Source organism: Mycobacterium sp. MMS18-G62 (assembly GCF_053877835.1).
In genome coordinates this window covers 3,071,906-3,091,986 of the sequence record NZ_CM132662.1, presented here as the reverse complement: position 1 = coordinate 3,091,986, position 20,081 = coordinate 3,071,906, and the positions used below count along the sequence as shown (strand labels likewise).

Below are 20,081 nucleotides of genomic sequence, written 5' to 3'. Positions count from 1 at the left end.
CTAGGCCATCTGCTTGTTCAGCGGTAGGCCCCCGGTCGCCTCGAACACCACCCGACGTCCGATCTCCACGGCGTGGTCGGCGAACCGTTCGTAGAAGCGTCCCAGCAGCGCGACGTCGACTGCGGAGCAGACACCGTCCTGCCACTTGTGATCGATCAGCAGGGTGAACAGGTGCCGGTGCTCGGCGTCGACTGCGTCGTCGTGATCGCGCAGCCGGGCGGCCTTGTGCGGATCGCGCGTCAGCAACACTTCTTGTGCGGTCCTGGCCAATTGGACTGCCATGTCACCCATTTCGGTGAAGCTGGCGCGCACCTCACCCGGCAACGCGCAGTCGGGGTGTCGCAGCCGCGTGATGCTGGCGACGTGCACGGCGAGCGCGCCCATCCGCTCGATGTCCGCGCCGATGTGCAGGGAGCCAACGATCATCCGCAAATCGGTCGCAACAGGCTGCTGCAATGCCAGCAGTTTGAGTGCGTTCTCCTCGGCCCGCCGGTTCATCACGGCGATGTGCTCCTGGTCGGCGATGACCTGTTCGGCCAAGGAGAGGTCGACCTCCAGCAAGGCGTGGGTCGCATGTTCCATCGCGTCTGCTGCCAGGCCACACATTTCGCTTGTCTGCGAGCACAACGCGGACAACTGCTGGTGGAAAGTGGTCCGCATAGGTCGACCTCCTGCTCGGCCAGTTATGGCACTAGTAGGTACCCGCGGCCGCGGCGTTCTAACCCGCCGAACTGACCGGCTCGATCGGCAGCCGCCGCAGCGCCGCAGGCGCATCAGCGGGCACAACGGGATTGTCGGGCATGATAGGCGCCAGCCGCTTGTACGGCTCGCCCTGGGCCGGCCGCAGATCGTCTTGCCCCTTGTTGGGCCACAACGATGCCGCACGCTCGGCCTGAGCGGTGATCGAAAGCGACGGGTTGACACCGAGATTCGCTGAAACCGCCGCACCGTCCATCACGGCGAGCGTCGGATAGCCGTACACCCGCTGGTATGGGTCGATGACACCGGTCTGCGGGCTGTCACCGATCGCCGCGCCGCCGAGGAAGTGCGCGGTGAGCGGGATGTTGAACAGTTCACCCCAGGTTCCGCCTGCCACGCCGTCGATCTTCTCGGCGATGCGGCGAGTGACTTCGTTGCCGACCGGGATCCACGTCGGGTTCGGCTGGCCATGACCTTGCTTGCTGGTCATCCGGCGGAACCCGAGTTTGGTGCGCTCCGTGAAGGTCGTGATCGAGTTGTCCAGATGCTGCATCACCAACGCGATCACCGTGCGCTCACTCCACTGCCTGACGTTGAGCATCCGCAGTGTGCTTCGCGGGCTTTCGGCGGCGTTGCGGAAGAACTGCTTCCAGCGAGGCACATCGCTGCCCTCCGGCCCGTCGCCGTCGGTCATCAGCGTCTGCAAGAGGCCCATGGCATTTGAGCCCTTGCCGTAGCGCACCGGTTCGATATGTGTATCCGGCGTGGGGTGGATCGACGACGTGATCGCCACGCCGTGGGTGAGGTCCAGATCCGGCGAGACTTCGAAGCGTCCTGCGCCGACGATCGACTCCGAGTTGGTGCGGGTCAGCACGCCCAGTTTGTCGGACAGCTTCGGCAGCTTGCCCTTGTCGCGCATCTTGAACAGCAGCTTCTGGGTGCCCCACGTGCCGGCGGCCAGCACGACGTGTGAGGCGGTGTAGGTGCGCCGCTTGCGGGGCAGCAAGCCGGTCCTCGTGGTGCGCACCTTCCACAGTCCGTCGGGCCGCTGCTCGAAGCCAGTGACGGTGGTCATCGGAATGACTTCTGCCCCAGCCTTTTCCGCCAACCCGAGATAGTTCTTGACCAATGTGTTCTTGGCGCCGTAACGGCAGCCCGTCATGCAGGAGCCGCATTCTATGCAGCCGGTGCGCGTGGGACCCGCTCCCCCGAAATACGGGTCGGGCACCGTCTTGCCAGGGGCCTTGGTGCCGTCGGGACCGAAGAACACCCCGACGGGCGTTGGCACGAACGTGTCACCGACGCCGATCTCGTCGGCGACCTCTTTGACGATGCGGTCGGCATCAGTGAACGTCGGGTTCTTGACCACACCGAGCATCCGCTGCGCCTGGTCGTAATGGGGCATCAACTCGGCGCGCCAGTCGGTGATGTGCGACCACTGCCCGTCGGCGAAGAACGGCTCCGGCGGCACATACAAAGTGTTGGCGTAGTTGAGCGACCCGCCGCCGACGCCTGCGCCGGCGAGGATCATCACGTTGCGCAGCAGGTGGATCCGCTGAATGCCGTACATCCCGAGCTTCGGCGCCCACAAGAACTTGCGCAGATTCCACGAGGTCTTGGCGAAGTCTTCGTCATTGAATCGCCGGCCCGCCTCGAGCACCCCGACGCGATAGCCCTTCTCCGTGAGCCGCAGCGCGGTGACACTCCCCCCGAACCCCGAACCGATGATCAAGACGTCATAGTCAGGTTTCATCCGACCAGTATGAACTCACCGCTAGGCAACTTCTAGACAGGGGGGCCTAATTTGTAAAGCAGTTCTCACCGCGAACAGACCCAAAGGTCCCCGACACGCCGAGGAAAAGGTGCACTTCGCGTCTGCTCGCCGAGGAACTCAGCTGCCGACCGTCAGGCCGACTTTCTGGAATTCCTTCAGGTCGCAATAGCCGGCCTTGGCCATCGACCGGCGCAGGCCACCGACGAGGTTGAGAGAGCCGAACGGGTCATCGGACGGGCCCATGAGCACTTGGCGCAACGACGGCCGCTCACCGAGGGCGATCTGCAGCAATGCGCCGCGCGGCAGAGACGGGTGCGCCGCGGCGGCGGGCCAGAACCAGCCGTCGCCCAGGGCCTCGGCGGCGGTCGCCAGCGGCGTGCCGAGCACCACCGCGTCGGCTCCGCAGGCAATGGCTTTGGCCAGGTCGCCGGAGGTGTGCATGTCGCCGTCGGCCAGCACGTGCACGTAGCGTCCGCCCGTTTCGTCGAGGTATTCACGCCGGGCCGCTGCCGCGTCGGCGATCGCCGTGGCCATCGGCACGCTGATGCCAAGCACCTCGTCGCTGGTGGTGACGCCGGATGTGGAGCCGTAGCCGACGATCACGCCGGCCGCGCCGGTGCGCATCAAATGCAATGCGGTGCGGTGGTCGAGCACGCCGCCGGCCACCACCGGCACGTCGAGCTCGGAGATGAACGTCTTGAGGTTCAGCGGCTCGCCGTCCTGCGCGACGCGTTCGGCGGAGATGATGGTGCCCTGAATGACCAGCAAGTCGATGCCGGCCGCGACCAGCGACGGCGTCAGCGCCTGTGCATTCTGCGGGCTGACCCGCACCGCCGTGGTCACCCCCGCGTCGCGGATACGCGCCACCGCGGCACCGAGTAGGTCGGGGTCCAGCGGCGCGGAGTGCAGCTGCTGGAGCAGCCGGATCGCCGCGGCAGGTTCGGGCTCCTTCTCCGCGGCCTCGACGACTTGCGCGATTTTCTCCTCGACGTCGGCGTGGCGGCCGATCAGGCCTTCGCCGTTGAGCACCCCCAGCCCGCCGATGCGGCCCAGCTCGATCGCGAACTCCGGCGATACCAAGGCGTCGGTCGGATGCGACACGACGGGGATCTCGAACCGGTAGGCGTCGATCTGCCAGGCCGTCGACACGTCCTGGCTGGATCGGGTGCGCCGCGACGGCACGATGTTGATGTCGTCGAGTTCGTAAGTGCGACGGGCGGTTCTGCCCATGCCGATTTCAACCATGTCTCGCATGCAGAACCCCTAGCGGGTGTAGTAGTTCGGCGCCTCGACGGTCATCTGTATGTCGTGCGGATGGCTCTCCTTCAGACCCGCTGCGGTGATCTGAACGAACTGCGCCTGCTGCAGCTGCTCGATGGTGGCCGCGCCGGTGTAGCCCATGGCCGCGCGCAGCCCGCCGGTGAGCTGGTGGATGACGGTCGAGAGCGGACCGCGGAACGGCACGCGTCCCTCGATGCCCTCCGGCACCAACTTGTCCTCGCTCAATGCATCGTCTTGGAAATAGCGGTCTTTGGAGTAACTCTTGGCGCCTGACCGGCCCTGCATCGCACCCAGCGAACCCATGCCGCGGTAGCTCTTGAACTGCTTGCCGTTGACGAAGATCAGCTCACCGGGCGCCTCGGCGGTGCCTGCCAGCAGTGAACCCAGCATGGCCGTCGACGCCCCGGCGGCCAGGGCCTTGGCGATGTCCCCGGAGTACTGCAATCCGCCGTCGGCAATCACGGGCACGCCGTGCGGCGCGCAGGCCGCGACGGCCTCCAGGATCGCCGTGATCTGCGGCGCGCCGACGCCCGCGACCACGCGCGTCGTGCAGATCGAGCCGGGCCCGACACCGACCTTGACCGCGTCGGCGCCGGCCTGCACCAGCGCGGACGCCGCGGCCCGGGTGGCCACATTGCCACCGATCACCTCGACGCGGTCGCCCACCACGGTCTTGAGCCGGTGCACCATGTCCAGCACCAGTCGGTTGTGTGCGTGCGCGGTGTCCACGATCACCACGTCGACGCCCGCGTCCACCAGCGTCATCGCCCGCGTCCACGCGTCGTCGCCCACGCCGACGGCGGCGCCGACCAGCAGCCGACCGTCGCTGTCTTTGGTGGCTAGCGGGAACTGTTCGGTCTTGACGAAGTCCTTGACGGTGATGAGCCCGGTCAGCTTGCCGTGGCCGTCGACGATCGGCAGCTTTTCAATCTTGTGGCGGCGCAACAGGCCTAACGCCGCTTCGGCCGAAACACCCTCTTGCGCAGTGATAAGCGGTGCCTTGGTCATCACCTCGGAGACCGGCTTGCCCTGATCGACCTCAAAACGCATGTCGCGGTTGGTGATGATGCCGACGAGCGAGCCGGTGTCGTCGACGACGGGCAGCCCGGAAATCCGGAACCGCGCGCACATGGCGTCGACCTCGGCCAGGGTGTTGTCCGGCGAGCACGTCACCGGGTCGGTCACCATGCCCGCTTCGGAGCGCTTGACGGTCTCGACCTGGCCGGCCTGTTCAGCGACGGGAAGGTTGCGGTGCAGCACGCCCATCCCGCCGGCGCGCGCCATCGCGATGGCCATCCGCGACTCGGTCACGGTGTCCATCGCCGAGCTGACCAACGGCACCTTCAGCCGGATCTTGGAAGTGAGCTGGCTCGAGGTGTCGGCTGTGGCGGGCACCACATCGGAGGCGGCGGGCAGCAGCAACACGTCGTCGAAGGTGAGCCCGAGCATCGCGACCTTGGTCGGATCATCGCCGCCGGTGGGCACCGGAACGGCGATGGGGATGCTGCTTTCAGCGATCGACATGGGCGGGGCCTTCCATCGGCAGAGCTAGATACCTATCTTATCGGCATTGACCTCGCTGCTTTGGCTGCAGCACTGCGTTGCGGATACCCAGGTGGGGACCGGCTCGACGGCTGGCGCGATCCCCGTGCGGCTGCGTAATGTGGAGTCGTGCGAGATCACCTGCCACCAGGTTTGCCGCCCGATCCGTTCGCCGACGATCCGTGCGACCCATCGGCGGCGCTTGACGCCCTCGAGCCGGGCCAGCCGCTGGACCCGCAGGAGCGGACGGCGGTCGAGGCGGATCTCGCCGATCTGGCGGTATACGAGGCGCTGTTGGCGCACAAGGGGATTCGCGGCCTCGTGGTTTGCTGCGACGAATGCCAACAGGACCACTACCACGACTGGGACATGCTGCGCGCCAACCTGTTGCAGCTGCTGGTCGATGGCACGGTGCGGCCACACGAGCCGGCCTATGATCCGGAACCCGACGCGTACGTGACCTGGGATTACTGCCGGGGCTACGCGGACGCCTCACTCAACGAGGCGACGTCCGAGTCCGACGGATATCGCTGACGGCTTAGCCGTCATTCGCCCCGCGCGCCCGCTTTGGGCGGTGCGATAACCAACGTCGTCGTGGTGACCGGCACGGTCTCCGTCGCAGGCGCTTCGATGACGGGGCTCTGGGGTGCTGGCGTCTTCGGGGCCTCGACCGCTTGCGACTGCGACTTGGGTGCCTCCACAACTGCCGTCGGCGGGGCGACCACCTCGGGACTGCCACCTGCCACCGGACCCGGCGGTGCGGTCGTGGTCGTGGTGACCACATGCGTGGTGGTCGCGACCGTCGTTGTCGTGGTCACCGGCGGCGTCGTCGTGGTCACCGGCGGCGGCGTGGTCGTTGTCACCGGCGGCGGCGTGGTCGTCGTCACCGGCAGCGTCGTGGTGACGGGCGGCGGCTCGACGACCGACGTGCTGGGGCTCGTCGTGGTCGACGTGCTGGTGTCAGACGACGGCGACGTGCTCGTCGAGGTTTCCGACGAGGGAGACGAACTCGTCGCACTCGTCGACGTCGACGATCCCGGCTCGACGACCGCCGGCTCGGGCATCACCGGAGGCGGCACCCCCGGCGGCAGCGTCGCATTCGCATCCTTGGCGTCGACCTTGACGGTCAGCTGCTGCCACTTGTCCACCAAATCTTGTTTCTGCTCAACGTCATTGACCGTCGCGACGGTTGTGGTGAGGGTCTGCAGCTTGTCTTGCGCCGCGTCCCACTGGCCCGTGTCGATCAGCTGCTGCACCTCGGCCAGCTGCTGCGAGGCAAGAGCAACGGCGTCGGTACGGGTGGTCTGTTGCTCGCCGAACAGCGCGGTGCGCAAGCCGTACAGCGCATCGCCGGGCCCCGCACTGCCCACGACTGCGCCGAAGCCGCCGAGGCACAACACCGCTGCGGCAAGGGAACCCACCACGGCCATCGACGTGCGGGTGCGCTTGCGCGACTCGACGGCGCGCCGCAACGTGATCGCCGCGTCCCGAGGTGTCACCGGCGCCATCAACGGCGGATCGCGCAACTCGTCGCGCCACCCGGCGAACAGCTGCGCGAGCTCGGCCTCGCCGGGATCCGTTGAATACACCGGTTCCTTGTAGGCCAACGAGTCGAGGAACCGATCCGTGCGGTTGATCTCGTTGAGCGACGGATCGCCCCCGTTGGAAGTCCAGCGTCCGAAGTCAGGCATAGTCGTGCCCCGTCGCAATGATTTCGGCCTTCAGCCGCGCAAGTGCGCGATGCTGTGCGACCCGGACGGCGCCAGGCGTGCTGCCGACCGCTTCGGCGGTCTCTTCGGCGCTCATGCCGACGACGACGCGCAGGATCAGAATTTCTCGCTGCTTTTCCGGCAGGACCGCCAGCAGCTTGTTCATCCGCGCCGACGATTCGGAGTCGAGGGCCATTTGCTCGGGACCGGCCTCGACCGAAAACCGCTCCGGGACGACGTCCGTCGGGTCAGCGCGGTTCCTGCCGGCAGCGCGGTGCGCGTCAGCAACCTTGTGTGCAGCGATGCCGTACACGAAGGCCAGGAACGGTCGTCCCTGATCCTTGTAGCGCGGCAGCGCCGTGATGGCGGCCAAGCACACCTCCTGTGCGACATCATCTGCTGAAAGACCGCTTCGCTCGGTCGCCCCAACCCTTGCCCGGCAGTACCGAACAACGATGGGACGGATGGTCTCCAGCACCTCCCGGAGCGCGTCCCGGTTGCCCGCCACAGCCTCAGCAACGACAGCATCGAGACGTTCTCCCGAAATTGTCATCGTGGGCGATCTCTCCAGCGTTACGAACCGGACATATTCCGGTAGGGGTGGCTCAGCTAAACAATAACTTTCAGGATGGGGTGAACCGGCTCACCGCAGCGCCCACACGCCGCCCCGTGACCGTACTGTGTCGGCGGACTCGTCCCGGATCGCGACGACGTCACCGGCCGAGTGCGTGGCGCTGCCGATGTCGGTCAGCAGGCAGGCCAACGCCCAGCGCAACGGAATCATTCCGTGGCGTTCCGATGCCGACAGCGCGTCGTCGGCGACCTGTCTGGACCGGTCGACGTCGCCTGCGCTGCACAATGCGGCGGCCAGCACAACGTCGGATTTCACGGCGTGACGCACCGAGCCAAGGCTGGCGGCCAGGTCGACGGCTCGCCGGGCCTGCTCGACGGCCGTCTCCCCGTCGCCGCGCGCCATCGCCAACTCGGAAGACACCCACGCCAACCGCACCGGTAGGCGCGCAGGCGCGGATTCCGTCACGAGCTCCCGCGCGCGGTCGAGCGCCCGCGCCGACGCCGCGAACCGGCCCACTCCGAGCGCGTCTGCGGCCAGACCGACGAACGCGTCCGCCGACGCCTCGACGTCTGATCCGGCGCACGCCAACGCCCGCCCGTCCCAAGTGCGGGCGTGGCCGTGCCACCCGAGTTGACGAAGAAACGACGCACGAGTGCTGTGTGCCAGCGACACCACCGAACCGCCGCGCTGCAGCCGGAGCAGGCTGCCCAAGTCGGTGAGGGCGCTGCCGTAGCGGCCTTGGCCGCCGGCGACGACGGCGCGCAACCACAGTGCGTGCGGCGTCGTGGCCGGGGGAAGCGGCCAGCGTTGCGGATCGTCTCCGAACGCGGCATTGGACAGCACTGTGCTCATCGGCTCGCGACGCTATCAATTCGTCGCGCAAATACCGATACCGGCGGACCCGCAATTGCGACCCCGGCCAAAATCCGTTCTCGTTAACACTTTGTGGTGGCCGTGTTACTTCGATGTCAACGGCCTACTGAGCGCTGCAAAAGATGCGCGCGACACAGCTCGATGCGATCAGCGAAAACACAAGTCGTGATCGGTCGGCGCGCGTTTCGTTACCACCCATCTCTTTGCGCGGGAGGCGCAACGATGAACGTGATGTAAATTCTGGGCCTGCGGTTATGTGGTTGAGCACATGTGCGGGCTATTGACGGAATTTCTAGAGCCCCCCTACCTTGTGTGCACGAGTAGTCATCGGCGACATGTGCTCGGATCGGTTCCACGACTCACGCACTCGCGCGTGCGCGAAAAGAGTGTGTAGAGAGGGGTTTTCCAATGCCACAGCCGCAGCAACTACCCGGCCCCAACGCCGACATCTGGGACTGGCAGATGTCCGGTCTTTGCCGGGGCGTCGACTCGTCGATGTTTTTCCATCCCGACGGCGAGCGCGGCCGCGCTCGCGCCCAGCGTGAGTTGCGCGCCAAGGAGATGTGCCGTCGCTGCCCCGTCATCACCCAGTGCCGCACTCATGCGCTGGCCGTCGGCGAGCCCTACGGCATCTGGGGCGGCCTGAGTGAGTCCGAGCGCGAGCTCTTGCTCAAGCGAGGCATCCGCCGCACCGCCTGAGTCGCCAGCGTCGAAAAGGCCCCACCCCGACGATCACGGGATGGGGCCTTTTCCGGTTCACGCCAACTCGTAATTCTCGCGTGAGACGCGGAAGAAGTGCCCGGTGGCGGTGTCGGTGCAGGTCACACCGGACAACTCGCTGTCGCACGTCATGGCGCCGCGCGAGTAGCTCTGGCCATAGTCGAGCGTCTCCATGTCGGGCCCGTCGAACTTGCTGACCCCCTCGTAGCAACCGAGGTTCGCTGGCTTGGCCTGACTCACGTAGACCTCCAGACCTCCGAAGCTGAAGTCGCACGCCCTGCCGTACGGGCCGTGTGTCGATGCCGGTACCACCCAAGTGTGTTCCCGGACTTCGCAATTCGCGCCTGACCCATCGCCGTACATCGTGCAGGCGATGTTGCCCGACGGCGTTAGAAACTCGTAGGCGGTTGGGAAGTCGCCGCCTCCGCCGCAGGCGTTCGCGATGGCCGCAAGGGGCAACGCTGCGGCGGTCGCAATCGAAAACGCCGCGATCATCTTGATCTTCATGATTGGTCCTCTCCGGGGTCGGTCGGGCCGTGGTGGCCTGTAACCCAAAGAGTGGAGAAGGTGCCTTGGCGGGTTCTCAAGTGATACTTGGCGCCCGAGGGTGAACTGAAGGGGATGCCCGCCTAGCCGTCGAGCCGGGTCACGTGACCCGGCTCCAGGGTTGACAGTTCTGCGACTCGAAGGCCTTCACCGTCGGATTGATATTCGCGTACATCGGACCGATAGACATATTCGTCGCGACCACATGGTCCTTGTTCGCATCAGGCGTGCTGTACGTAAACCACACGCACATCGAGTCCTGTGTCGGCACATCGTTTATCCACACCCCGAAGGTCGACGCCGACCCGTCCGAGTGATAAAGGCCCAGCGCAATGTCGGGGCCGACCAGAAAGAAACCATTCCCCGGGATCGGATCCATCGGAGCTGCACCGGCCGGTGATGCGAACACGATCCCGGCCACAGCTGCTACAAGCCCGGCCGCTGCGTGACGCAGACGCGTTAGGGGCATACTTCCTCGTCCTCTAGCTGCCCGATTTCATTGGCAGCGTATGCCGTCGGCCGGGCGTGCACGCGAGATCCTCTGTGAACCGAGTAGTCGACTGCTTCGTGTTCGTGTAGTGCGGCTTGACGAAGCCACGCAGAGCTCGTGACCCGGCCCAGACCGTGGTGCACGAATTTCACGAAAAAGTGTCCCCACTGCGGCCGGTTGCTGTCCATACCTGTGGGCGCACCCATTCGGGTGCGACCAGATAGGAGAAAACACGATCATGAACACCACCCACGACACCAAGACAAAGCGGCTCATTGCGGCATTGGGGGTGGCAGCAGGCGCCGCGGTGGCACCCGGCCTGCTGTTCGCCGGTGCAGGAACCGCGCACGCGGATGACCCCTGTTACGGATCCTTGGAGGGCAGTTATTACTGTTCCCCCGCTGCCGGGATTAATACGCCAGCCCCTGAACCTGCGTATACGCCAGTGCAACCTGCGTTCGGTTACGGCGACCTGCCGCAGTGCTCAGGCGGCGCTCTCGCCGCCATCGGTGGGGTCCTCAGCGGGGAAGGCTGCTCTTAAGAATGACTAGCCAGGATGCCCTGCGGGTGAACCGCGGGACTTGAGCCCGAGGTAGACATGTGGCTCATCGCCTTCACGGTGAGTGCGGTTCTCGCCTCTGGCTCGATGACTGTTCTCACCTGGCACGCGTCAAAGCGCGACCCGGAGCATCGCATTGGGTTCCCGTGGACCTGGCGGCGACTCAATTTTGTTCCGTTCTGGGCCGTTTTCGCCGCGACCGTGGTGGTCGCCATCGGTGCGGTTCTCTTTGGCTTGTCGCTTCGCGCGTCGTCGCATTTCGCGGGTATCGAGCTCGTCTTCTGGGTGGCCGCGCTCCTTTTCCCGTCCGAGGTGGTGCGATACAAGCACAATCGCGAGGTTGACGACCGCGCAGACATGTCCTGAAGTTCCACTCGCGGCTCGCCGCCCCAAAACAGAAGCACCCCCGACCAAAAGCCGGGGGTGCTTCTTGTTTTCAACTTCTAGTGCGCGTGGCCGTGATGCCCGTGGCCGTGGCCGGCGTCGTCTTCCTCGGCCGGCTTCTCCACAACCGCGGTTTCGGTGGTGAGGATCATCCGGGCCACCGACGCCGCATTGAGCACCGCCGAGCGGGTCACCTTGACGGGATCGACGACGCCGTCGGCGGCCAGATCGCCGTACGACAGCGTGGCGGCGTTGAAGCCGTGCCCGTCAGGAAGCTCGGCGACCTTGTTCACCACGACCGACCCGTCCAGCCCGGCGTTGGTGGCGATCCAGTACAACGGTGCCGGCAGTGCGGACTCGAACACCCCGACACCCAGCGCCTCGTCGCCGGTCAGCTCGCCGCGCAGCTTGGCCAGCACCTTGCGAGCGCGGACCAGGGCAGAGCCACCGCCTGCGATGATGCCTTCCTCGACCGCCGCCTTGGCCGCCGCGACAGCGTCCTCGACGCTTTCCTTGCGCTCCTTGAGCGCCGTCTCGGTGGCTGCGCCGACCTTGATGACCGCGACGCCGCCCGACAGCTTGGCCAGCCGCTCCTCGAGCTTCTCGCGGTCCCAGTCGGAGTCGGTGTTCTCGATCTCGCCCTTCAGCTGAGCGGTGCGCGCGTCGATGGCCTCCTTGGTGCCGCCGCCGTCGACGATGACCGTGCTGTCCTTGTCGACGACGACGCGCCGGGCGGTGCCCAGCACATCGATGCCGACCTCGCGCAGCACCAAGCCCACGTCGGGGTTGACGACCTGACCGCCGGTGACGACGGCGAGGTCGTCGAGGAATGCCTTGCGGCGGTCGCCGAAGAACGGCGCCTTGACCGCGACGGCCTTGAGCGTCTTGCGGATCGCGTTGACCACCAACGTCGAAAGCGCCTCGCCCTCAACGTCTTCGGCGACGATCAGCAGCGGCTTACCCGCCTCGGCGACCTTCTCGAGCAGCGGCAGAAGGTCAGGCAACGAGCTGATCTTCTCGCGGTGCAGCAGCACCAGGGCGTCCTCGAGCACCGCTTCCTGCGCGTCGAAGTCGGTGATGAAGTACGCCGAGATGTAGCCCTTGTCGAAGCCGACACCCTCGGTGATCTCCAGCTCGGTGTTCAGCGTCGACGACTCCTCGACGGTGACGACGCCGTCGTGACCCACCTTGGTCATCGCCTCGCCGACCAGCTCGCCGATCTGTTCATCACGCGAGGAGACGGTGGCGACCTGTGCGATGCCCTTCTTGTCCTTGACCGGCGTGGCGGACGCAAGCAGCGCCTCCGACACGGCATCGGCGGCCTTGGAGATGCCCGAGCCCAGCGCGATCGGGTTGGCGCCGGCCGCGACGTTGCGCAGACCGGCCTTGACGAGCGCCTGCGCCAGCACGGTCGCGGTGGTGGTGCCGTCGCCTGCGACGTCGTTGGTCTTGGTGGCCACCGACTTCACCAGCTGGGCACCGAGGTTTTCGAACGGGTCTTCCAGGTCGATCTCGCGGGCGATGGTGACGCCGTCGTTGGTCACCGTCGGACCGCCGAATGCCTTGGCCAGCACGACGTGCCGACCGCGCGGTCCGAGCGTCACGCGTACCGCGTCGGCGAGCTTGTCGACGCCGGCTTCCATTGCGCGGCGCGCAGTTTCGTCGAACTCAATCAGCTTGCTCATAGTTGTCTTTCGCTCATACGCATGCCGCCCCGGACATCGCCCGCGGTTACGGGGATCTCCGGGGCGGAATACGTGTGCTTACTTGTTGACGACAGCCAGCACGTCGCGGGCCGACAGGATCAGGTACTCCTCGCCGTTGTACTTGATCTCGGTGCCGCCGTACTTGCTGTAGATGACGACATCGCCCTCCGACACGTCCAGCGGAATCCGCTTCTCGCCGTCCTCATCCCAGCGGCCGGGGCCGACTGCGACGACGGTGCCTTCTTGCGGCTTCTCCTTGGCGGTGTCGGGAATAACCAGACCGGACGCGGTCGTGGTCTCGGCCTCGTTGGCCTGTACGAGGATCTTGTCCTCGAGTGGCTTGATGTTCACGCTCGCCACGATGGAGCCCTCCACTTAGTTCGGGTGTCGATCCGGGGCGGATCCCCGGATGCGGGAGTTACAGGTTTCGGCATGCGTCCGTGCCCTCGCGCCGTCGTCGCGGGTGCCGGCACAGGAGCTGGGCGCCTGCCACCTAGCACTCTATACATGAGAGTGCTAGCACTCAAGGTCACCCCGTGACTAACGGTCGAAGTCGCTCGGATTGAACATCAGGTGAGCGGAGATGTCGCCGATCATCTCGACGTCGACCTGCCGTTCAGTGAAGTACCAGCCGGCATCATCGCAGCTGAAGGTGTCGAAGTAGCGGCCGACCACGATGGGCTGCAGCGGCACGGTCTCGGTGTTCTGCACGACGCAGAAGGTCGACCGGGCGGTGGCCGTCCGGTCGGTGACGTCGACGATCGGGTTGAGCACGAGGTGCCGGGTGCGCGGGGTATTGCCCGTCTCCGGGTAGCGGCGCGTGGTCATCGCGAACAGTTTGGCGATCGCCTCGGCGCCGGATGTCGACGGCGAACGGGTGCCTGCGAACGTGGCGCGGGCCAGCAGCTGCCCGACTCCGTCGAAATCCCCGGCGTCGATCAGCTCGGCGTAGCGGTACAGCAGCTCGGTGACGGCCAACCGGTCCTCGACGGTCATGAAACCTGTCCCTTCACGATTGGCAGGCCCGGGTCGCTCGCCGCATCCAGCGGTGACGGCGCAGCGCCCGCGGCGATCAGATGTGCGGCGAACGACGCGATCATCGCGCCATTGTCGGTGCACAGCCGCGGCCGCGGGATGCGCAGGGTCAGGCCGTTGGCCTGACAGCGTTCCTCGGCCAGTTCACGCAGCCGCGAATTCGCCGCCACCCCACCGGCGATCAGCAGCGTGTCGACGTTCAGGTCGGTGGCGGCGCGCACCGCCTTGCGCGTGAGCACGTCGGCGACGGCTTCCTGGAAGCCCGCCGCGACGTCGGCCTGCGGCGCGTCGGGATGGCTCTCTATGTATCTGGCGACGGCGGTCTTCAGCCCCGAGAAGCTGAACGCGTACGGGTCGTCGCGCGGCCCAGTCATGCCGCGCGGGAACACGATTGCATCGCGATCGCCCTCGCGGGCCAGGTCGTCGAGCACCTTGCCGCCGGGGTAGCCGAGGCCAAGCAGCCGCGCGACCTTGTCGTAGGCCTCGCCCGCGGCGTCGTCAACGGTGCTGCCGAGTTCGACGATCGGCTCGCCGAGCGAGCGCACATGCAACAGGTTGGTGTGCCCGCCCGACACCAGCAACCCCACGCTCTCGGGAAGCGGGCCATGGTCGTAGACATCGGCGGCCAGATGACCGCCCAGATGGTTGACGGCGTAGAACGGCACCTGCCACGCGGCCGAATAGGCTTTGGCCGCAGCCACTCCCACCAGCAATGCACCCGCAAGGCCCGGGCCGATGGTCGCGGCGACGATGTCGGGTTTGTCAATCTGCGCGGCCTCCAGCGCCCGTCGCATCGTCGGGCCCAACGCCTCGAGGTGTGCGCGCGACGCGATCTCGGGAACCACACCGCCGAAGCGGGCGTGCTCGTCGACGCTGGAGGCGACCTCGTCGGCCAGCAAGGTCACCGCGCCGTCGTCGTCGAGGCGCGCGATGCCGACACCGGTTTCATCGCAGGAGCTTTCGATGGCGAGGACGATCGTCATACCGGATCCCGTCTCATGGTGTAGGCGTCTGCGCCGCTGGCCCGGTAATACCTGCGGCGCAGTCCCATCCGGACAAAGCCCACGCTCTCGTACAGGTTGATGGCCGGCTCGTTGTCGGTGCGAACCTCGAGGAAAATGGTTCCGCCCTTGGCATATTCGAGCAGGCCCATGAGCAGCTGCCTGCCGATGCCCTGACCTTGGTAGGCGGGGTCGACTCCGATGGTGTGGATTTCGTATTCGAACGGACGGCGCCGGCCCAGCCGGGCAATGCCGCCGTACCCGATGAGTTTGTCGTCGTCGCGCGCCGCAACGTAGTGGTTGTGCTTGGCTTCCAGTTCGGCGATGAAAGCCCTTGCGGGCCAAGGATCGTCGCCGTCGAACAACTGCTTTTCCAGCTCCGCGCATCGTGCGGCATCGTCGCGCGTGAGGTGACCATAGACGACGGTCATCGGGCCACCACTTGCGGCTTGGCGTCTGGTCGCCGCAGATACAGGGGCACCAACGGAGCTGGCTCGGCTGTCCAGTCGGGCACGACCCGTACGAGACCGGCAGCCGTCGGATAGGCCGGCGGCCGCTGCAACACCTTCGTTGCGCCCGGCACATCCGCGGGTGAGTTCACGGCGGGCCCGTCGACGCGGACACCGTCGCGGTAACGCGCCCAATACACCTCGCGGCGACGCGCGTCCGTGACCACCAGTGCTTCTGCCGCCGTATCGATGCCTATCGCGTCGAGGCTGCAGACACCGTGCACGGGAATGCCGAGCGCGTGGCCGTAGGCGGCAGCGCTGGCCATGCCGACGCGCAGACCTGTGAAAGGGCCTGGGCCGCAACCGACCACGACCGCATCCAGGTCATCGGCGGATACACCAGCGTCGGCCAGGGCGGCCACCGCGTTGGGAGTGAGCTGTTCGGCGTGCGCCCTGGCGTCGACGGTGACGTGTTCGGCGAGCACATCGACCGCGTCGCCGTCACGTCGAACCACCCCCGCCGTGACCGCAGGGGTTGCGGTGTCGATGGCCAGGATCAGCATGGCCGGCTCCACTGCCACATGGCGGTGCGTACGTCGGTGTCGTGTCCGCGTTCGAGCCGGACGTCGAGGTGGCTTTCGGAGAGCCGTTCCGCCAGGCCTTCGCCCCACTCCACGACGACGACGGCGTCGTCGAGATCGGTGTCGAGGTCCAGCGAGTCGAGTTCGGCGAGCAGGTCGACAGAGCCGTGGTCAAGCAGCCGGTACAAGTCGACGTGGATCATCGCCGGAGCATCGGCGCGGCGGGCCCGGTGCACCCTCGCCAGCACGAAGGTCGGCGAGATCACCGGACCTTCGACATCCATCGCTTCGGCGATTCCCTTGGCCAACACCGTTTTTCCGGCACCGAGCGGCCCGGACAGCACGACGACGTCGCCGGCGCGCAAGTCTTTGCCCAGTCGCGCGCCAAGCGCAATGGTGTCCTGCGCGGTCGGCAATTCGGCAGTGCCGGAGTGATGTTCATCCATAGTTGCGTACTCGTTCGCGCACGCGGCGGGTCAGCGCAACCAGCTTGGACGGTGTAGCCCGCTCGACCAACCGCACCAACGCGTCGTCGATGACCTCAGGGGCTTCCAGCTGCACCAGATGCCCTGCGCCACCGACGATCACCAGCTCCGACTTCGGCAAGGCCGCGGCCATGTGCTGCGAGTACTCCATCGGGGTGAGCAGGTCGCGGTCACCGCACGCGATCAGGGTGGGAACCTTCGCCAGCGTGGGCAATGCCGCCGTCTCGTCGTGCACCTCGAGCGCGTGCAGGAATTCCACCAGCGTGGCGATCGGCGTGTCGTGCATCATCTTTTCGGAGAACGCCACGACGCTCGGGCTGATCTTCTCGTCGCCGTAGGACGCCGCCCGCAGGATCGGCCCGATCACCGACTTCGCGGCGCCGCGGGTGCGGTGCACGGTCTTGGGGGCATAGCGGACCGCGAAGCGAACGGCTTCCAGCGCCGGGTTCTTCAGGATCTCGCCGAGCGGAGACCGCGAAACTCCTTCAGCGGCAGAGGCGATGATCGCCGCGCCGACGATGCGGGTGGGATACCGGTGGGGGAATTGCCGCGCGTGCGACAGCACCGTCATTCCGCCCATCGAATGCCCGACCAACACCACCGGGCCGCGGGGTGCCATCACGGCGAGCACGGTTTCGAGGTCCTGGCCCAGCTGCGGGACGGTGTACGAGTCAGGCGAAGCCTCACCCGACTGCCCGTGACCGCGTTGGTCGTAGAACACCATCCGCACTTGCGGCCCCCACTGTTCGGCCAGCCGTGCCCGCTGAAAGTGGAAGGCGCCCATACGAAGACAGAAGCCGTGCGCGAAGACGACGGTGAGCCGCGCGTCCTCGGGTCCGACCTCACGCACAGCGAGGTCCACGCCGTCGGGCGTCGTCACCACGTAGCCGCGGTCGGCGTCGAGGAGATAGAAGTCCTCATCCGCATAGGGGTCGTCGTTGGTGACGCGCCTGCGCATGGACCGGGCTGCCGAGACACCGGCCGCCGTGCCGACAGCGGTCAGCCCGGCCGCCCCTGCCAGCCACCGCGCGTTGGACTTCCGGCTGCGCGGTTGCCTGATCTTGTTATCGCTCAACGACTTTGACCCGTCGCTGCCGTCCCACGATACGTTCTGCTGACCCGGCCGCGGGGGCTGGTGACGACTTCGTAGTTGATGGTGTCGAGCAATTCGGCCCAATCCTGCGCGGTGGATTCGCCCTGGGTGCCAGGCCCGAACAAGATGGCCTCGTCACCCTCGGCGACGTCTGCGTGCCCGGGGCCGAGGTCGACGACGAACTGGTCCATGCAGATCCGGCCCACGCTACGGCGCAGCCGCCCGTTGATCAGCACGTCGATGCGGCCGCTCAACGTGCGGAACACGCCGTCGGCGTATCCGATCGGCAACAAGGCCAGCGTGGTGTCGCGCTCGGCGATCCAGGTGTGGCCGTAGGACACACCGTCACCGGCGCGTACCGAACGAACAAGCACCACAGGGCATTTCAACGTCATCGCGGGCCGCAGCCCCATGTCACCACGCTCAGGGATGGGAGTCTGCCCGTAGACCGCGATCCCTGGACGAACCATGTCGAAGGCCAGGTCCGGCCGCGTCATCGCCGCCGGTGAGTTGGACAAATGCGCCACCTCGAACTGCACACCTTGATCGCGCGCGTGGGCGACCATGTCGGTCAGGCGTTGAGACTGCAGGTCGTTGAAGGGGTTGTCCGGGTCGTCGCCGTGCACGAGGTGCGACATGATGCCGCGCAGCCGGACCGCACCGTCGGCGTGCGCACGGCGCAGCAGGGCGAGCACCTGCGGATACTCGGCGACGCCGACCCCGTTGCGGTTGAGCCCGGTGTCGACCTTGACGGTGACGGTCGCGGTGCGGCCGGTCCGCTCGGCCGCGTCGAGCACGTCCGCGAGCTGACGCACCGAGGACACCGCCAGCTCGATGTCGTCGGTCAGGGCGGGCGCGAAGTCGGTACCAGGGGGGTGCAGCCACGCCAGCACGGGACTGCGGATGCCGTCGCGGCGCAGCGCGAGCGCCTCGTCGATGGTGGCCACGCCGAGTTCGGCCGCCCCGGCGGCCAGCGCGGCCCTGGCGACAGGTATCGCGCCGTGGCCGTAGCCGTCGGCCTTGACGACGGCCATCACCTGCGCGGATCCGGCAAGCTCACGCAGTAGCCGCACGTTGTGGGCGATGGCGTCGAGGTCCACCACCGCCTCGGCGGCCGCGGTGGGCGTCAGCGAAAGCTCGGTCGTTTGCATGGTCTTGTCGATTGTCCCAGAACCGGCCGAGACGGCGGTGGGCCGTCTAGTGGGCGAACGGCTGCAGCTGGTCGAAGTGGCCGCGCGGCTTGAGCTCGTCGAGGTGGCTGAGCGCCGTGATCGTGTCGTCGCGCAGGGCTCTCGCCAGGTCGGCGGAGAAGCCTTCGCGCACGACGATGCGCAGCACCGCGACGTCTGTGGCGTTGTCCGGCATCGTGTAGGCGGGCACCTGCCAGCCGTACGAACGCAGCGCGTGCGAGACATCGAACTCGGTGTAGCCGAAATCACCCGCCAACCGGTAACTCACCACGGGGATGGCCGAGCCGTCAGAGATCACCTCGAAATGCTCGCTTTCGCGCAGCTGATCACCGAGCCAACGCGCCGTCGTCGACAGACACCCCATCACCTGCGCATAACCTTCGCGGCCCAGGCGCAGGAAGTTGTAGTACTGGCCCACCACCTGGTTGCCCGGCCGGGAGAAGTTCAGCGTGAACGTCGGCATGTCGCCGCCGAGATAGTTGACCCGGAACACCAGATCGTCGGGCAGATGCTCCTTGCTGCGCCACACCACAAAGCCGATGCCCGGATACGTCAGGCCGTACTTGTGGCCGCTGACGTTGATCGATACCACCCTGGGCAGCCGGAAATCCCACACGAGGTCGGGGTGCAGGAACGGCACGACGAAGCCGCCGCTGGCCGCGTCGACGTGCACGGGAATGTCCAGTCCGCCGCCGGCGGCCAGTTTGTCCAGCGCGGCGCAGATCTCGCCGATCGGCTCGAGTTCACCGGTGAACGTCGTGCCGAGTATCGCTACGACGCCGATGGTGTCCTCGTCGATGTTGTCCAGCACCTGCTCGGGAGTGATGACGTAGCGGCCCTTCTCCATCGGCAGGTACCGCGGTTCGACGTCGAAGTAGCGGCAGAACTTCTCCCACACCACCTGCACATTCGAGCCCATCACCAGATTTGGCGTGCGGCCCTTCCAGTCTTTACCGACCTTGTCGCGCCAGCGCCACTTGAGCGCAAGCCCCGCGAGCATGACGGCTTCGCTCGAGCCGATCGTCGACACGCCAGTGGCGCTGGAGGGGTCGTCGTCGCGAAGGTCCTCGGCGTGGAACAGGTCGGCAACCATGCACACACAGCGCTGCTCGATCGCGGCGGTGGCCGGGTACTCGTCCTTGTCGATCATGTTCTTGTCGAACGTCTCGGCCATCAGGACCTCGGCCTGCGGATCCATCCACGTGGTGACGAACGTCGCCAGATTCAGCCGGCTGCTGCCGTCGAGCATCAATTCGTCATGGATGAACCGGTACGCCGCATCGGGATCCATCGCCTCGTCGGGCATGCGCAGCGACGGAACGGGCGCCATCGCCAGCCGGCCGGTGTAGGCCGGGTTGATGCTCGACGTGTGAGTGAGCTTGGGGGGCAT

22 protein-coding genes are annotated in these 20,081 nt (G+C 66.6%); 3 read left to right on the top strand and 19 right to left on the bottom strand.

Annotated elements, in window-relative coordinates:
* The 4 genes from phoU to guaB all read right to left on the bottom strand — a co-directional run bounded on the left by phoU (window position 1) and on the right by guaB (window position 5,278).
* Window positions 1–660 carry a phosphate signaling complex protein PhoU gene (phoU, locus tag ACWW36_RS15415; protein WP_456136881.1) on the bottom strand — a complete coding sequence of 220 codons (660 nt, stop codon included), beginning with the start codon at window positions 658–660 and terminating at the stop codon, window positions 1–3.
* 58 nt (window positions 661–718) lie between these two features.
* Complete coding sequence (locus tag ACWW36_RS15410; protein ID WP_456136880.1) at window positions 719–2,452, bottom strand: FAD-dependent oxidoreductase; 1,734 nt, start codon at window positions 2,450–2,452, stop codon at window positions 719–721.
* Window positions 2,453–2,590: 138 nt separating this feature from the next.
* The gene (locus ACWW36_RS15405) at window positions 2,591–3,718 is read right to left on the bottom strand and encodes a GuaB3 family IMP dehydrogenase-related protein (protein WP_456142499.1); all 1,128 of its coding nucleotides are present in this window, start codon (window positions 3,716–3,718) and stop codon (window positions 2,591–2,593) included.
* An 18-nt stretch (window positions 3,719–3,736) separates the two neighbouring features.
* Complete coding sequence (gene guaB, locus ACWW36_RS15400; RefSeq protein WP_456136879.1) at window positions 3,737–5,278, bottom strand: IMP dehydrogenase; 1,542 nt, start codon at window positions 5,276–5,278, stop codon at window positions 3,737–3,739.
* Window positions 5,279–5,425: 147 nt separating this feature from the next.
* Between guaB and ACWW36_RS15395 the strand changes: the two genes are divergently transcribed.
* Window positions 5,426–5,830: a DUF5319 domain-containing protein gene (locus ACWW36_RS15395; RefSeq protein ID WP_085192450.1), complete on the top strand. Its 405-nt coding sequence runs from the start codon at window positions 5,426–5,428 to the stop codon at window positions 5,828–5,830.
* An 11-nt stretch (window positions 5,831–5,841) separates the two neighbouring features.
* On the opposite strand, the gene ACWW36_RS15390 is transcribed toward ACWW36_RS15395, so the two are convergent.
* From ACWW36_RS15390 to ACWW36_RS15380, 3 genes are all read right to left on the bottom strand, one after another.
* Window positions 5,842–6,987, bottom strand: a complete 1,146-nt coding sequence (locus ACWW36_RS15390; protein ID WP_456136878.1) for an anti-sigma-D factor RsdA — start codon at window positions 6,985–6,987, stop codon at window positions 5,842–5,844.
* On the bottom strand, window positions 6,980–7,558 hold the full coding sequence (locus ACWW36_RS15385; protein WP_456136877.1) for a sigma-70 family RNA polymerase sigma factor: 579 nt from the start codon (window positions 7,556–7,558) through the stop codon (window positions 6,980–6,982). The genes ACWW36_RS15390 and ACWW36_RS15385 overlap by 8 nt, the downstream gene beginning before the upstream one ends.
* A 90-nt stretch (window positions 7,559–7,648) precedes the next feature.
* Window positions 7,649–8,431, bottom strand: a complete 783-nt coding sequence (locus ACWW36_RS15380; protein WP_456136876.1) for a hypothetical protein — start codon at window positions 8,429–8,431, stop codon at window positions 7,649–7,651.
* A 429-nt stretch (window positions 8,432–8,860) separates the two neighbouring features.
* Here ACWW36_RS15380 and ACWW36_RS15375 point away from each other — a divergent pair, with 429 nt between their 5' ends.
* On the top strand, window positions 8,861–9,151 hold the full coding sequence (locus ACWW36_RS15375; RefSeq protein WP_456136875.1) for a WhiB family transcriptional regulator: 291 nt from the start codon (window positions 8,861–8,863) through the stop codon (window positions 9,149–9,151).
* A 57-nt stretch (window positions 9,152–9,208) separates the two neighbouring features.
* Here the strand turns inward: ACWW36_RS15375 and ACWW36_RS15370 are convergent, their stop codons facing one another.
* Window positions 9,209–9,679: a hypothetical protein gene (locus tag ACWW36_RS15370; RefSeq protein WP_456136874.1), complete on the bottom strand. Its 471-nt coding sequence runs from the start codon at window positions 9,677–9,679 to the stop codon at window positions 9,209–9,211.
* A 139-nt stretch (window positions 9,680–9,818) separates the two neighbouring features.
* Window positions 9,819–10,187, bottom strand: coding sequence for a hypothetical protein (locus ACWW36_RS15365; protein WP_456136873.1), 369 nt, complete (start codon window positions 10,185–10,187; stop codon window positions 9,819–9,821).
* Between the two features lie 667 nt (window positions 10,188–10,854).
* Between ACWW36_RS15365 and ACWW36_RS15360 the strand changes: the two genes are divergently transcribed.
* A complete protein-coding gene (locus tag ACWW36_RS15360) occupies window positions 10,855–11,133 on the top strand; it encodes a hypothetical protein (protein WP_456136872.1) in 279 nt (92 codons plus the stop codon).
* A 77-nt stretch (window positions 11,134–11,210) separates the two neighbouring features.
* On the opposite strand, the gene groL is transcribed toward ACWW36_RS15360, so the two are convergent.
* From groL to ACWW36_RS15310, 10 genes are all read right to left on the bottom strand, one after another.
* Window positions 11,211–12,836 (bottom strand): chaperonin GroEL, encoded by a 1,626-nt coding sequence (gene groL / locus ACWW36_RS15355; RefSeq protein WP_456136871.1) that lies wholly within the window; start codon window positions 12,834–12,836, stop codon window positions 11,211–11,213.
* Between the two features lie 78 nt (window positions 12,837–12,914).
* A complete protein-coding gene (gene groES, locus ACWW36_RS15350; protein WP_015305122.1) occupies window positions 12,915–13,217 on the bottom strand; it encodes a co-chaperone GroES in 303 nt (100 codons plus the stop codon).
* Between the two features lie 180 nt (window positions 13,218–13,397).
* Complete coding sequence (locus tag ACWW36_RS15345; protein WP_456136870.1) at window positions 13,398–13,853, bottom strand: nuclear transport factor 2 family protein; 456 nt, start codon at window positions 13,851–13,853, stop codon at window positions 13,398–13,400.
* Window positions 13,850–14,875 carry a tRNA (adenosine(37)-N6)-threonylcarbamoyltransferase complex transferase subunit TsaD gene (tsaD, locus tag ACWW36_RS15340; protein WP_456136869.1) on the bottom strand — a complete coding sequence of 342 codons (1,026 nt, stop codon included), beginning with the start codon at window positions 14,873–14,875 and terminating at the stop codon, window positions 13,850–13,852. Before tsaD ends, ACWW36_RS15345 begins: the two co-directional genes overlap by 4 nt.
* Window positions 14,872–15,324 carry a ribosomal protein S18-alanine N-acetyltransferase gene (gene rimI, locus ACWW36_RS15335; protein ID WP_456136868.1) on the bottom strand — a complete coding sequence of 151 codons (453 nt, stop codon included), beginning with the start codon at window positions 15,322–15,324 and terminating at the stop codon, window positions 14,872–14,874. Before rimI ends, tsaD begins: the two co-directional genes overlap by 4 nt.
* Window positions 15,321–15,905: a tRNA (adenosine(37)-N6)-threonylcarbamoyltransferase complex dimerization subunit type 1 TsaB gene (gene tsaB, locus ACWW36_RS15330; protein WP_456142498.1), complete on the bottom strand. Its 585-nt coding sequence runs from the start codon at window positions 15,903–15,905 to the stop codon at window positions 15,321–15,323. The genes rimI and tsaB overlap by 4 nt, the downstream gene beginning before the upstream one ends.
* Window positions 15,899–16,369 carry a tRNA (adenosine(37)-N6)-threonylcarbamoyltransferase complex ATPase subunit type 1 TsaE gene (gene tsaE / locus ACWW36_RS15325; protein WP_456136867.1) on the bottom strand — a complete coding sequence of 157 codons (471 nt, stop codon included), beginning with the start codon at window positions 16,367–16,369 and terminating at the stop codon, window positions 15,899–15,901. The genes tsaB and tsaE overlap by 7 nt, the downstream gene beginning before the upstream one ends.
* Window positions 16,362–17,411: an alpha/beta fold hydrolase gene (locus ACWW36_RS15320; protein WP_456142497.1), complete on the bottom strand. Its 1,050-nt coding sequence runs from the start codon at window positions 17,409–17,411 to the stop codon at window positions 16,362–16,364. Before ACWW36_RS15320 ends, tsaE begins: the two co-directional genes overlap by 8 nt.
* A gap of 68 nt (window positions 17,412–17,479) precedes the next feature.
* Window positions 17,480–18,652, bottom strand: a complete 1,173-nt coding sequence (alr, locus tag ACWW36_RS15315) for an alanine racemase (RefSeq protein ID WP_456136866.1) — start codon at window positions 18,650–18,652, stop codon at window positions 17,480–17,482.
* A 46-nt stretch (window positions 18,653–18,698) separates the two neighbouring features.
* Window positions 18,699–20,081, bottom strand: a complete 1,383-nt coding sequence (locus tag ACWW36_RS15310) for a glutamate decarboxylase (RefSeq protein ID WP_456136865.1) — start codon at window positions 20,079–20,081, stop codon at window positions 18,699–18,701.

What these genes read in the sequence shown, in the direction of transcription:
- phoU (WP_456136881.1), bottom strand. Translation starts at nt 660, where the DNA reads ATGCGGACCACTTTCCACCAGCAGTTGTCCGCGTTGTGCTCGCAGACA.
- ACWW36_RS15410 (WP_456136880.1), bottom strand. Translation starts at nt 2,452, where the DNA reads ATGAAACCTGACTATGACGTCTTGATCATCGGTTCGGGGTTCGGGGGG.
- ACWW36_RS15405 (WP_456142499.1), bottom strand. Translation starts at nt 3,718, where the DNA reads ATGGTTGAAATCGGCATGGGCAGAACCGCCCGTCGCACTTACGAACTC.
- guaB (WP_456136879.1), bottom strand. Translation starts at nt 5,278, where the DNA reads ATGTCGATCGCTGAAAGCAGCATCCCCATCGCCGTTCCGGTGCCCACC.
- ACWW36_RS15390 (WP_456136878.1), bottom strand. Translation starts at nt 6,987, where the DNA reads ATGCCTGACTTCGGACGCTGGACTTCCAACGGGGGCGATCCGTCGCTC.
- ACWW36_RS15385 (WP_456136877.1), bottom strand. Translation starts at nt 7,558, where the DNA reads ATGACAATTTCGGGAGAACGTCTCGATGCTGTCGTTGCTGAGGCTGTG.
- ACWW36_RS15380 (WP_456136876.1), bottom strand. Translation starts at nt 8,431, where the DNA reads ATGAGCACAGTGCTGTCCAATGCCGCGTTCGGAGACGATCCGCAACGC.
- ACWW36_RS15375 (WP_456136875.1), top strand. Translation starts at nt 8,861, where the DNA reads ATGCCACAGCCGCAGCAACTACCCGGCCCCAACGCCGACATCTGGGAC.
- ACWW36_RS15370 (WP_456136874.1), bottom strand. Translation starts at nt 9,679, where the DNA reads ATGAAGATCAAGATGATCGCGGCGTTTTCGATTGCGACCGCCGCAGCG.
- ACWW36_RS15365 (WP_456136873.1), bottom strand. Translation starts at nt 10,187, where the DNA reads ATGCCCCTAACGCGTCTGCGTCACGCAGCGGCCGGGCTTGTAGCAGCT.
- ACWW36_RS15360 (WP_456136872.1), top strand. Translation starts at nt 10,855, where the DNA reads ATGACTGTTCTCACCTGGCACGCGTCAAAGCGCGACCCGGAGCATCGC.
- groL (WP_456136871.1), bottom strand. Translation starts at nt 12,836, where the DNA reads ATGAGCAAGCTGATTGAGTTCGACGAAACTGCGCGCCGCGCAATGGAA.
- ACWW36_RS15345 (WP_456136870.1), bottom strand. Translation starts at nt 13,853, where the DNA reads ATGACCGTCGAGGACCGGTTGGCCGTCACCGAGCTGCTGTACCGCTAC.
- tsaD (WP_456136869.1), bottom strand. Translation starts at nt 14,875, where the DNA reads ATGACGATCGTCCTCGCCATCGAAAGCTCCTGCGATGAAACCGGTGTC.
- rimI (WP_456136868.1), bottom strand. Translation starts at nt 15,324, where the DNA reads ATGACCGTCGTCTATGGTCACCTCACGCGCGACGATGCCGCACGATGC.
- tsaB (WP_456142498.1), bottom strand. Translation starts at nt 15,905, where the DNA reads ATGCTGATCCTGGCCATCGACACCGCAACCCCTGCGGTCACGGCGGGG.
- tsaE (WP_456136867.1), bottom strand. Translation starts at nt 16,369, where the DNA reads ATGGATGAACATCACTCCGGCACTGCCGAATTGCCGACCGCGCAGGAC.
- alr (WP_456136866.1), bottom strand. Translation starts at nt 18,652, where the DNA reads ATGCAAACGACCGAGCTTTCGCTGACGCCCACCGCGGCCGCCGAGGCG.
- ACWW36_RS15310 (WP_456136865.1), bottom strand. Translation starts at nt 20,081, where the DNA reads ATGCCCCCCAAGCTCACTCACACGTCGAGCATCAACCCGGCCTACACC.